The following is an 11,289-nucleotide window of genomic DNA, read 5'->3' on the forward strand; positions in this document are numbered from 1 at the left end:
AATCTCGTCCTTAAACCGGCATCTGCATGATGTCTTGATAAGCCTGAACCAGCTTGTTACGCACCTGGGTCAGAGCCTGGAACGACACGCTGGCTTTTTGCGAAGCGACCATCACGTCCGTCAGGTCGACGCCGCTTTTGCCCACTTCAAATGCGTTGGCCAACTGAGTCGACGCGGTCTGGGTATCGCTGACCTTGTTGATCGCCTGACCGAGCATGTCGGAAAAGCTGCTGCCTCCCAGCTCAGGGACAGCGGTCGTCGATTTCGGTGCAGACATGGCGTCCAATTTCATGGCCTTCATGTCCATCATCAACCGATTAAATTCAATACCTTGGCTCATGGTCTACTCTCTTGGGCGGCCCGCAATTTTTTGACACTCACTCGGCGGGTACACAGGTATTAGCAACAAGGGTGCCAGCTCATGGGCACCCCTTTCAGAAAAGCGTTTTCAAATCGTTGCACCAGACGTCAGGTGGCAAACAGATAACCTTCGACGTCCATCCCGGCATCGCGCATTTGCGCCAGTTTGTAGCGCAGGGTGCGCGGGCTGATGCCGAGCTTTTCTGCGGCTTCCTTGCGGCGGCCACGCTCGGCACGCAGGGTGTCGATGATCATCTGAAACTCCCGGCGGCGCAGGTCATCGCCCAGGGCGCCGGCCGAATCCGCTTCGATTTCCACCTCGCGAAGCACCGCTGACACCGGCGCGGTGACACACATCGCGGTGTACGTCACGGGACCGGCCAGACAGAAATCCTGCGGCTGAATCAAACCGCCCTGCTGCAGGATCAACGCACGCTGAATGGCGTTATCCAGCTCACGCACATTGCCCGGCCATGGGTAAGCGGTCAGGCACGCTTGCGCGTCAGGCGAGAGTTTCGCCGCCGCATGCTTCATTTTATTGACGTGTTTGGCCAACAACCTTTCGGCCAGCGGCAGGATATCGGCAGTGCGCTCGCGAAGTGGACGCCAGGCCAGGGGGAAAACCGACAGACGGTAAAAAAGGTCTTCGCGGAAACGCCCCGCCGCTACTTCGCCGGCCAGATCACGGTTGGTGGTGGCGACCACGCGAATATCCAGAGCAATCGGTTTACGCGCACCGACGCGCTCGACCTCGCGCTCCTGCAACACACGCAGCAGTTTGGCTTGCAGACCGAGGGGCATTTCCGAGATTTCGTCGAGCAACAGCGTGCCGCCATCGGCCTGCTCGAACTTGCCGGCCTGCGCCGCGATGGCTCCCGTGAACGAGCCCTTCTCGTGGCCGAACAACGTGGCCTCGAGCATGTTGTCCGGGATCGCCGCGCAGTTGATCGCAATGAACGGCTGACTGGCGCGGTGGGATTGCTGGTGAATGTAGCGCGCCAACACTTCCTTACCGGTACCGGACTCGCCGGAAATCAGCACCGTGGAGTCGCTGCGTGCAACGCGCGCGGCCAACTCGAGCAGTTGCGCGCTCGCCGGCTCGACCGCGATCGGGCCTTCGCTTTCGCTCGCGCCAATATTGCCCAGCGCATGCCGCGCCACCAGATCGAGCAAGGCTTTAGGTTCGAAAGGTTTGACCAGATAGTCCGCTGCACCTTGTCGCATCGCATCGACCGCGCGCTCAACGGCGCCATGGGCAGTCATCAGCAACACCGGCAACTGCGGCTGACGAGCGCGCAACAATGAGAGCAATTGATGTCCGTCCATGCCTGGCATGTTGACGTCGCTGACCACCAGGCTGAATGCTTCGCGAGCGACTGCCGTCAACGCCTCCTCAGCGCTACCGACCGCATGGTAGTCATGGCCGGCCAACAACAACGTATCGGTCAGCGCTTCGCGCAACGAACGGTCATCCTCGACCAGCAAAACCTTGATGCCCATGGCGTTTACTCAGCTCCCTGTGCAGCGGAAAACAGCGGCAGGATGACCTGCGCGCACGTGCCGCGGCCGACCCGCGAACGCAGCAGCAATTGTCCCTGATGCGCACGGGCCACCGCTTTGACCACGGTCAGCCCGAGGCCAGTGCCGGTCACTTTGGTGGTGAAAAACGGCTCGCCCAGACGCTCCAGCACCAAGGGCTCGATTCCGCTGCCACTGTCGCTGACGCTGATGCGCAAGGCGTTGTCGCGGGTGTAGCAATGCACTTTCAGGCGCACGTCTGCGGCACTGGCCTGAATCGCATTTTCGATCAAATTCAAAAGCGCACCGACCAGCGTATCGCGATTGCACAACAGCTCTCCGACATGACTGTCGCACTGCCAGCGGATGGGCAGATCCTGCACATGGGTCAGCGCCGCCGCCTGCAACGCCTGCATCAAAGCGTTCGGAGTGAGGCGATCAGTCAACGGCAATTCACCGCGAGCGAACACCAGCATGTCGCGCACCTGGTGCTCCAATTCATGCAGGCGCTCTTTCAGCCGCCCGGCGAAACGCTGCTGAGTGGCGACCGGCAGTTCCTGCTCAGTCAAATGACTGGCGTAGAGCAAAGCGGCGGACAGCGGCGTGCGGATCTGGTGGGCCAGCGAAGCGACCATCCGCCCCAACGAAGACAATCGTTCGTGGCGCGCCAACTGGTCTTGCAAATGGCGGGTTTCCGTCAGGTCGTTGAGCAACACCAATTGCCCAGGCTCGGCGTCCAGCGAACGGGTAGCAATCGACAGGCGTCGGCCGTTTTTCAAGGAAATTTCGTGACCGTCGTCCTCACGCGGGGCAAAGCAGCGAGCAATCACGTGGCGCCACAGCTCGCCTTCCAACGGCAGACCCAACAGTTCGATTGCCGCCGGATTGGCTTCGACGACGATACCGTGGCCATCGATCACGATGACGCCACCAGGCAACAGGTCGAGGAGGTTTTGCAGACGGTTGGCCAGACGCTCTTTTTCCGCCAGCTCCTGCATTCGCTGGGCGCTGACCACAGCCAGTTCACCCTTGAGCTCGGTGACCCGCGCTTCAAGCATGCTGTAGGAGTCCGTCAGTTGACTGGACATTTGGCTGAACAGCTCGAAGGCCTGCTCAAGACCCTGTCGGCTTGCCTGTTCTACGGAGGACGGTTGCCCCTCGGGACTGGAGGCAGAAGACATCTGGGCGGCTTGGGGCATTGTGCTTCTCGCTTGGCTGACCGTCAGTTAAACGGAACGTTGCGAGGGCTGTAGCAATACCCGTGCCTAAAAAAAACTGCTTATAAATGAAGCAGTTGAAAAACAGGCGTCAATCCTCCGCCTGTTCATCTCCATCGCGCCGGCTCATGCCGTATTTGCGCATCTTCTCGACCAGGGTGGTACGACGGATGCGCAGGCGCTCAGCGGCACGCGCCACAATGCCATTGGCATCGTCCAGTGCCTGCTGGATCAAGCCCTGTTCCAGACCACCCAGGTAGTCTTTCAGGTCCAGGCCTTCCGGCGGCAGCATGGCGTTGGCGGTGAAGTCCGGGGTGTGGCCGTTAATCGCCACGCGCTCTTCAAGATCGCTGCGCAGGCTGTCGACCATTTGCTCGTCTTCGTCGTCGACGTAGCGGAATTTCTTCGGCAACTCGACCACGCCAATCACCCCGTACGGGTGCATGATCGCCATGCGCTCGACCAGGTTGGCCAGCTCGCGAACGTTACCTGGCCAGGCGTGACGGCACAGGGACATGATCGCCGCCGAGTTGAAGCGGATCGAACCGCGCTTCTCGTGCTCCATGCGCGAGATCAGTTCGTTCATCAGCAACGGAATGTCTTCGACACGCTCACGCAACGGCGCCATCTCGATCGGGAACACGTTCAGGCGATAGTAGAGGTCTTCGCGGAAGGTGCCGATCTCGATCATGCTTTCGAGATTCTTGTGCGTTGCCGCGATGATGCGCACATCGACGCTCTGGGTCTTGTTGCTGCCCACGCGCTCGAAGGTGCGTTCCTGCAAGACGCGCAGCAGTTTGACCTGCATTGGCAGCGGCATGTCGCCGATTTCGTCGAGGAACAGCGTACCGCCATTGGCCAGCTCGAAACGACCGGCACGGCTGGTGATTGCACCGGTGAAGGCGCCCTTCTCGTGACCGAACAATTCGCTTTCGAGCAGCTCTGCCGGGATCGCCCCGCAGTTGACTGGCACGAACGGCGCATCGCGGCGCTTGGAGTGGTAATGCAGGTTTCGCGCAACCACTTCCTTGCCGGTCCCCGACTCGCCGAGGATCAACACACTGGCGTCGGTGTCGGCGACTTGCTGCATCATCTGGCGCACGTGCTGGATCGCACGGCTGGTGCCGACAAGGCTGCGGAACAGGTTGGGTTCGCGATGACGACCGCGCTCGCGGGCCTGGTCATACATCTCGCGGTAGACCTGGGCACGGTGCAGCGAATCGAGCAATTTGCTGTAGCTGGGCGGCATTTCGAGGGTCGAAAGCACACGACGACGCTGGTCTTCAGGCAAGTCAACGGAAGAATTATCGCCCATCAACAAAACCGGAAGGAACTCATCCCAGGTTGAGAGTGTCTTTAGCAAGCCCAAAAGCGCGCCAGGAGCATTAACCGTCCCGATCAGTACGCAAATGACCTCACGACTAGACGACAAAGAGCCGACTGCCTGCTGCCAGTCATGGCTGCCGCAGGGTAAATTTTCTTCGCCAAGAAAATTTAGAATCACCGCCAGGTCGCGGCGGCGGACGCTATCGTCATCGATCAGCAGAATTTTGGTTTCACGCCACATGCAATAGCAACTTCCCTAGTCAACTCAATGCCCGAAATTAGGGGCAAGCGAGACGCTTGCAGGACACCATGTGCCTGTAGACGCCTGAAATCTGAAAACAGCCACTAGTTAAGTCAAAAAACCGTGCACAGTCAAATTTATGGCGCACATGTCTGGATTAACTGAGTGTTAATTAACCAAACAGATGGTAAACCTTTGCCGCGTTCTGCGCTTGGGTGATCTGCGACATCTCGTTGGCAATTGCTTGCCGCTCACCCATGGCCACCTCAAGAAGCTCCTTGTAGACATGGAGCAACTCTTCAAGATTGTCGCGCAACGCGACCTCGTCCAGCGAAGCCTCAGCCATGACGTCTTCCATGCAGGAACGGCAAGCCAGATCCAGCTCGCCAATGGCTTCCCAATTACGCTCGGCCAAAGCTGTGACCAACGCTTCACGGGTATCGGCGATTCGCTGCAATACAAGACTCATGACGATCTCCTTCAGAACTGCGGAGCTGGCGTAGGCGCGATGGCGTCCCAGCCTTCTTTTACCGTACTCAGCAGACCTGCAACCTCGTCGAGAATGCGCAGATCACTGCTGATGTTCGCCTCGGCGAGGCGCTTCATCATGTAGATATACAGCCCATCCAGGTCCGCCAGCGTATCCGCACTGTTTTCCAGATCCAGACCTTCGCGCAGACCACTGACAATGCCGATCGCCTTGCTGATCGAAGTGCATTTGCCTGGAATATCCTTGCGCTCGATGGCGCCTTTGGCCTGAGCGATACGCGCCAGTCCACCTTCCATCAACATTTGCACCAGACGGTGCGGGCTCGCTTCGGATGTCTGAGCGTGTGCGCCGACTTTCTGATACTGCCGAAGGGCTAACATCGGATTCATGTTCTACCTCATTGCCACAATGACTCGTATAACCAGTGTATCGCCAACGAATCACAAAACTTTAGAGCAGAAGACAAAAACCCGGCACACGCCGATAAAGCGTAGCCGGGTTTTTGTCGTTCCTGCCTGTTACTTCGCGGATTGCTGCGCGTTCAGCGAGCTGAAGAACGACGTGATATTGCTTGCCGTAGCCTTCATCTGCCCTACCAGCAAGTCCATGGCGTTGTACTTGGCAGTCAGCGTCTTGGTCAGGTTGGCCACACGCAGGTCCAGCGCCAATTGCTGCGACGTGAGGCTGCGGGTGTTGTTGTTCAGAATGGTCATGCGCTGATCAAGCAAACCGGTGGTGGTTTTACCATCAGCAGAAGCTTTGAGGTAAGGATCGACCGCTTTGCTCATGCGCGCCAACAGACCGTTTTTGTCGTCGGTGCCGGAGAACAGCTGCTGCACCTGGCCCGTCATGCCTGGCTGAGACATAGCCTTGTTGAAGGCAGTAGCGTCCAACGTCAGCTTACCGGTGTCACGATCAGTCATGACACCAATCTGCGACAGCACACCCAGTTCGCCTGGCGACGAAGTGGTCAACTGAGCTCGAATATCGGCAATCAACGTACGCGGCAGAGAATCACCGGTAAACGCCGCCTGCACCGTCAACTTGCCATCTTCGTCCGTCGTTGCCTTGGACAGGCTGTCGATAGTGGTCTTGAGCGTGTTGAAGGCATCGACGAACTGCTGAACCGAAGCCTGCAAACCCTTGGTGTTGGTATCGACAGAGACCTTCACCGCCGTAGGGCTGGCTTCCACCAGGTTCATGGTCAGGCCACTGATGGCGCCGCTCACGGTGTTGCTCTTGCTGGTAACGGCAAGACCATCAATGGTCAGCTTCGCATCCTTGGCAATATCGCCCACAGACCCGGAATCACCCGCGGTCGGGGTGGCAGACATGACCTTGGTGCCATCGATTTCCAGGCCGGCAATACCACTGACGCTCAGGTCGGAGCCCGCGCCAGTCTTGCTGGAGCTGATCACCAGACGCGAAGCACCCGAGCTGTCGGTCACAATGTTGGCGGAAATACCGTTGACACCCTGCGCCTTGTTGATGGCGTCACGGGTGGTCTGCAAGGTGGCATTGGCCGGAATATCGACATTGTAATCAGTGCCATTCTGACTGATTTTCAGGGTACCACTCGGAATGGCACTGGCCGCACCGCCGGCAAACGATGCACTGGCTACTTTCGAGCCGGTGGCCAGGTTATTCACCACGACACTGTATGTACCCGAAACAGCCGTGTTATCGGAGGTAGCGGTCAGTGTTGTCGGGGTAGCCGAGGTCGCCGTGTAGCCGGCAAACGCAGGGTTGGTCTTGCTGCCCAGATCGGTCATTGCCTTCTGGTAGGCGGCCAATGCGCTTTTCAGCGTACCGACACCGGAAATCTTCAGGGTGTTGGTTTTGGTCGCATTATCGATCTGCGTCTGCTTCGGCGACTTGTCGGCGTTGACCAGCGCGGTCACGATCGCGCCGATGTCCAGGCCGGAACCCAGTCCGGAACCCGGTAGAATTGGACTTGCCATGTGCATCTCCCTTCAGATTGTTGCCATTCTTTTGACCGTTACATGCGTCTTGAGAACGGACAAACACTATTCATGCCAGCTATCAGACTTTCGCGTCGAACAACACGTGACTGGCGTTGGCCAGACTGTCTGCCAGCTTCAAGGCTTCTGCGGAGGGAATCTGTCGAACGACCTCACCCGTCTCGCTTGCGATCACTTTGACAATGACCTTGCCGGAATGCTCGTCAATCGAGAACTCCAGATTGCGCTTGATCGACTGTACAAACTTTTCGATCTCCTGCACCGCCAGTTTCAGTTTGGCGTCGTCCGAATCCTGACTCTTCGCAGCGACCGGCGCTTCAGTCTTGGCAACTTTAGGCGTCTCTGACGGTTTGTCAGCAACCGGCGTTACTGGCTTGGGAGCCGGATAAGACACGTTAAGCTTTACGCTCATGTCCATGCCCATCACCTCTTAACGTAAAAAGGCGAGAGAGCGCGACCAGCGCACTCCCCCGCCCAAACTCGATCCGAAATTACTGAAGCAGCTTCAGTACAGCGGAAGGCAGTTGGTTGGCTTGAGCCAGAACAGAGGTCGAAGCCTGTTGCAGGGTTTGCTGCTTGGTCAGGTTAGCAGTCTCTGCGGCGAAGTCGGTATCTTGTACGCGACCTTGTGCAGCAGTGGTGTTCTCGGTAATGTTCTGCAAGTTCTGGATGGTGCTGGTCAGACGGTTTTGCGAAGCACCCAGGCTGGCACGAGTTGCACCGATGGCAGCGATTGCAGCGTCGATCGCGGTGATCGCGTTGTCGATGTTCTGCGAAGCGCCAGTTACGTTAGCACCGGTCAGGGACAGAGTACCGCTACCTACCGACAGGCTTACTGCGTCGAACTTGGAGCTCAGTACCAGGTCGATGTGGTTAGCCGAACCGGTGTTTGCGCCCACTTGCAGGGTCACAGTACCAGCCGAACCGTCCAGCAGGTTTTTGCCGTTCAGGTTGGTCGAAGCCGAGATACGGGTGATCTCGTCGGACATCTGAGCGAATTCAGCGTTGGTAGCGGTCTGGTCAGCAGTGCCGTTGGTACCGTTACGTGCTTTAACAGCCAGTTCACGCATACGCTGCAGGATGTCGGTAGTAGCTTGCAGAGCGCCTTCAGCGGTCTGGGCAACGGAGATACCGTCGTTGGCGTTCTGGATGGCTTGGGTGTTACCACGGATCTGCGAGGACATACGGTTCGAGATCTGCAGGCCAGCGGCGTCGTCTTTAGCGCTGTTGATTTTCAGGCCGGAAGACAGGCGCTGCATCGAAGTCGACAGAGCGTCGGAAGCGCGGTTCAGGTTTTTCTGAACGTTCAACGACGTGGTGTTGGTGTTTACTGTTAAAGCCATGACGAATTCCTCGTTGGTTGGGTACTGCGGCTTCCGGCCCTGGCAACCGCCGGGTATGGCCTAGAGAACCTTCGTAATAGTTATCGTCGGGATTGCAGGTTGCTTGAGGGCTTTTTGAAAAAATTTTGCCATCACCCTGCCACCCCCGCGAAAACAAAGACTTAGCAGCACATCACCCGCGAAAAAATGACGTCATAAAACCGACTGCCGTGCAAACCTGCGGGCCAGTGCTGTCGGCGTGTTCAGGCCGGAACACTTCCCAGCAAATCCACCAGCTCGTACTCCATAGAGTCAGCCAGCCCCAACCAGTCCTGGCGCTCCTGGCATTCGAGCATTTGCAATAACAGCTGCGCCCACACCTGCTGAACCTCTGTCGGGGCAGAAGCTAAACATTGCTGGGCCTTTTCAAACACATCGACCATCGTCAGCGCCGCCTCGACGTCGCGCCCGAGGCGAAACAAACCCGCACACTGGCGACATTCATCCTTGCAGAGACTCAACGCACTCATTGCACAAACTCCGGGTTGAAACCGGTTCCGGCGATCAGCGCCCCGGAGCGGCTGCTGTTGAGAAACTCGACCTGTGGATGCGCAGCGATATAGCGCTCCAGCACGCACAGATAACCGCGAAAGTTGAGCTGTGTGCTGACCCGCTGACCATGCCCATCGCGTACCCAATGCCGCGCCTGATTCACCGGTGGCCCCAGCTCGCCGTCGTTCCAGCCGGCATGGGTCTTGTTCATCGGGAAGGCGAAGTCAGCACCAAACAGCGTGATGCCGGTGGCGCCCATCTTTACCGCCAGATCCACCGCTGGGTGAATCACACTGCCGCCCACGTGCAACTGCGCTCGCGGGTGCTGCTCACGCAGGTTCGCGTAGATCGGGCTCGCGGAATAACCACCGTAACGCTTGCCCTTCCACGCCTTCAACACCGACGGATCGCTCATCGGCAGATACACCAGCGGAATGCCGTCGGACTCCTCGAATGGCAAATGGCGAAAGCTGATGCGCTGATCAATGCTCACCACCAGGTCGGGCACAATCCCGTGTTCGCGCAGCGGTCGATACGCAGTGTCGACACAGATGAACAACGGGCGTTCGGCGCGTTGACGGATTGCCGCCAGACGCTGGTAATGCTGCTCCAGCGTCGGCCCGGTGGCGATCACGTAGATTTCCCGGCCGGCACAGGTGCCGAACAACTGCGCCACATCCGCATCAGCGAGCAGCACTGGCAGGCATTCCTGCAGACGCTGTTGAATCTCCATTGACTGCGGATCGAAATCCCGATTGTTGAAACTCAGGTGGACTTCGCTGACCAAGCGATCACGGACTTTCGCGTTGAAATCGTCGGCCAGCAGCATCTCGGCAGGCAGGGCAAAAAACGGCGTAAAAAAGTCTGGGTGATCGCCGGCATAAAACAACTCGACGCGCGGATCTTCCAGCCACTGGCGCTGATCGAGCAGTTGCACCACCAGCGCGAACAATGCGCCATTGAGGATGTGCACGTACAACCGCTCAAGCCCTTCGCGCTCCAGTAGCACGCTGGGCAAATCGCCGAGGCCAGTACCGTAGACATGCAATTGCGGCTTGTCCGCCAGGCTTACCGCCTGAATCCGGGCTTCATGGATGCGGTCATGGCGGCTGGTGAGCTGAACTCCATTGACGCTGAGCGTCGAACCCAACCCCTGCACCAGTTCGGCCTGGACGGCCGCAGTATCTTCCGCCATCAGTCGTTCGAACAGCGCCGGCCAACGCCGTTGCAACACCTCGGCATTGGCTTGAAAAAACTCGCTCATGGCGCCTCGCGCTCCGTTTCAGGCAAAAAAATAGCGTTCAAGGTTAACCTTGAACGCTATTTTTGTATCCGCCGTTTTTGATCAGACTCAAGGACGATAGATGATCGCCGAGCCCCACGACAGACCGACACCAAAACCGCTCAGGGCAATACGCTGCCAGTCGGAATCGATGACGTGTTTTTCCAGCAGCAACGGAATGCTCGACGACACGGTATTGCCGGTCTCGACCATGTCCTTGATGAACTTCTCCGGCTCGCCTTCGAAGCGCCGCGCCACGGCATCGACAATCGCCGCACTGCCCTGGTGTATGCAGAAGGCATCAATGTCATCCGCCTTCAGACCAGAGTCATCGAGCAACTCGTGCAAGTGTGCCGGCACCTTCAGCAGAGCAAAGTTGAACACCTGACGACCGTTCATGAAGAACACGCCATCGGTGACTTTCAGGTGCGGCGCACCGGAACCGTCAGTACCGAACTTGGCCTTGCCCAGCGCCCAGGTCGGATCTTCGCCCATCCATGTAGCGGTGGCGGCATCGCCGAACAGCATGGTGGTGTTGCGGTCTTCCGGATCGACGATTTTCGAATACGGGTCAGCGGTGATCAGCAGGCCGTTCTTCAGGCCGGCGGCTTCCATGAAGCCCTTGATAGCGTAGATGCCGTAGACATAACCGGAGCAGCCCAGGGAAATGTCGAACGCGGCAACGTTGGTGGGCAGACCGAGTTTGTCCTGCACGATCGCTGCGGTGTGCGGCAGGCCTTCTTCGTCACCGTTCTGGGTGACGACGATCAAGGCGTCGATCGATTCACGCTTCAGTTCAGGGTTGCTGGCAAACAGCGCATTGGCCGCTTCCACGCACAGATCGGAGGTTTCCTGTTCAGCGTCTTTGCGTGGCAGAAACGCCGAACCGATCTTGCCAAGGATGAATTCTTCATCCTTCTCGAATTTTGCACCTTGTGCGTAATTGTCCACGCCGGCTACAGGAACGTAGCTCGCAATGCTTTTTATGCCAATCATTAC

General features: G+C 58.1%; 12 protein-coding genes. All 12 read right to left on the bottom strand.

What is annotated here, in order from left to right; all coding sequences use genetic code 11:
- Positions 1 to 10 precede the first annotated feature (10 nt).
- Positions 11 to 340, bottom strand: a complete 330-nt coding sequence (gene fliE, locus CKW17_RS26255) for a flagellar hook-basal body complex protein FliE (RefSeq protein ID WP_095122696.1) — start codon at positions 338 to 340, stop codon at positions 11 to 13.
- 128 nt (positions 341 to 468) lie between these two features.
- Entirely contained in the window at positions 469 to 1,860 is a 1,392-nt protein-coding gene (locus CKW17_RS26260; RefSeq protein WP_095122697.1) for a sigma-54 dependent transcriptional regulator, read from the bottom strand.
- Positions 1,861 to 1,865: 5 nt separating this feature from the next.
- On the bottom strand, positions 1,866 to 3,059 hold the full coding sequence (locus tag CKW17_RS26265; RefSeq protein WP_176470123.1) for a PAS domain-containing sensor histidine kinase: 1,194 nt from the start codon (positions 3,057 to 3,059) through the stop codon (positions 1,866 to 1,868).
- A 127-nt stretch (positions 3,060 to 3,186) separates the two neighbouring features.
- Positions 3,187 to 4,662, bottom strand: a complete 1,476-nt coding sequence (locus tag CKW17_RS26270; protein WP_095122699.1) for a sigma-54 dependent transcriptional regulator — start codon at positions 4,660 to 4,662, stop codon at positions 3,187 to 3,189.
- Between the two features lie 172 nt (positions 4,663 to 4,834).
- A complete protein-coding gene (locus tag CKW17_RS26275; RefSeq protein ID WP_095122700.1) occupies positions 4,835 to 5,131 on the bottom strand; it encodes a flagellar protein FliT in 297 nt (98 codons plus the stop codon).
- 11 nt (positions 5,132 to 5,142) lie between these two features.
- Positions 5,143 to 5,541, bottom strand: a complete 399-nt coding sequence (fliS, locus tag CKW17_RS26280) for a flagellar export chaperone FliS (RefSeq protein ID WP_095122701.1) — start codon at positions 5,539 to 5,541, stop codon at positions 5,143 to 5,145.
- 129 nt (positions 5,542 to 5,670) lie between these two features.
- Positions 5,671 to 7,113 (bottom strand): flagellar filament capping protein FliD, encoded by a 1,443-nt coding sequence (gene fliD / locus CKW17_RS26285; protein WP_095122703.1) that lies wholly within the window; start codon positions 7,111 to 7,113, stop codon positions 5,671 to 5,673.
- 82 nt (positions 7,114 to 7,195) lie between these two features.
- Entirely contained in the window at positions 7,196 to 7,552 is a 357-nt protein-coding gene (locus CKW17_RS26290) for a flagellar protein FlaG (RefSeq protein ID WP_007920057.1), read from the bottom strand.
- Between the two features lie 73 nt (positions 7,553 to 7,625).
- Positions 7,626 to 8,477 (bottom strand): flagellin domain-containing protein, encoded by an 852-nt coding sequence (locus tag CKW17_RS26295; RefSeq protein WP_093439686.1) that lies wholly within the window; start codon positions 8,475 to 8,477, stop codon positions 7,626 to 7,628.
- Between the two features lie 242 nt (positions 8,478 to 8,719).
- Entirely contained in the window at positions 8,720 to 8,986 is a 267-nt protein-coding gene (locus tag CKW17_RS26300) for a hypothetical protein (RefSeq protein ID WP_095122704.1), read from the bottom strand.
- The gene (locus CKW17_RS26305; protein WP_095122706.1) at positions 8,983 to 10,272 is read right to left on the bottom strand and encodes a motility associated factor glycosyltransferase family protein; all 1,290 of its coding nucleotides are present in this window, start codon (positions 10,270 to 10,272) and stop codon (positions 8,983 to 8,985) included. Before CKW17_RS26305 ends, CKW17_RS26300 begins: the two co-directional genes overlap by 4 nt.
- Positions 10,273 to 10,359: 87 nt before the next feature.
- The gene (locus CKW17_RS26310; RefSeq protein ID WP_095122707.1) at positions 10,360 to 11,286 is read right to left on the bottom strand and encodes a ketoacyl-ACP synthase III; all 927 of its coding nucleotides are present in this window, start codon (positions 11,284 to 11,286) and stop codon (positions 10,360 to 10,362) included.
- Positions 11,287 to 11,289: the final 3 nt, after the last annotated feature.

Origin of the sequence: Pseudomonas sp. Irchel s3f10, from assembly GCF_900187515.1 — a bacterium.
GTDB lineage: Bacteria > Pseudomonadota > Gammaproteobacteria > Pseudomonadales > Pseudomonadaceae > Aquipseudomonas > Aquipseudomonas tensinigenes.

Excerpts from the sequence above, each read along its gene's own strand:
- CKW17_RS26275 (WP_095122700.1), bottom strand. The coding sequence starts at position 5,131 with ATGAGTCTTGTATTGCAGCGAATCGCCGATACCCGTGAAGCGTTGGTC.
- CKW17_RS26270 (WP_095122699.1), bottom strand. The coding sequence starts at position 4,662 with ATGTGGCGTGAAACCAAAATTCTGCTGATCGATGACGATAGCGTCCGC.
- CKW17_RS26260 (WP_095122697.1), bottom strand. The coding sequence starts at position 1,860 with ATGGGCATCAAGGTTTTGCTGGTCGAGGATGACCGTTCGTTGCGCGAA.
- CKW17_RS26265 (WP_176470123.1), bottom strand. The coding sequence starts at position 3,059 with ATGTCTTCTGCCTCCAGTCCCGAGGGGCAACCGTCCTCCGTAGAACAG.
- CKW17_RS26300 (WP_095122704.1), bottom strand. The coding sequence starts at position 8,986 with ATGAGTGCGTTGAGTCTCTGCAAGGATGAATGTCGCCAGTGTGCGGGT.
- CKW17_RS26290 (WP_007920057.1), bottom strand. The coding sequence starts at position 7,552 with ATGGACATGAGCGTAAAGCTTAACGTGTCTTATCCGGCTCCCAAGCCA.
- CKW17_RS26310 (WP_095122707.1), bottom strand. The coding sequence starts at position 11,286 with ATGATTGGCATAAAAAGCATTGCGAGCTACGTTCCTGTAGCCGGCGTG.
- fliE (WP_095122696.1), bottom strand. The coding sequence starts at position 340 with ATGAGCCAAGGTATTGAATTTAATCGGTTGATGATGGACATGAAGGCC.
- CKW17_RS26305 (WP_095122706.1), bottom strand. The coding sequence starts at position 10,272 with ATGAGCGAGTTTTTTCAAGCCAATGCCGAGGTGTTGCAACGGCGTTGG.
- fliS (WP_095122701.1), bottom strand. The coding sequence starts at position 5,541 with ATGAATCCGATGTTAGCCCTTCGGCAGTATCAGAAAGTCGGCGCACAC.
- CKW17_RS26295 (WP_093439686.1), bottom strand. The coding sequence starts at position 8,477 with ATGGCTTTAACAGTAAACACCAACACCACGTCGTTGAACGTTCAGAAA.
- fliD (WP_095122703.1), bottom strand. The coding sequence starts at position 7,113 with ATGGCAAGTCCAATTCTACCGGGTTCCGGACTGGGTTCCGGCCTGGAC.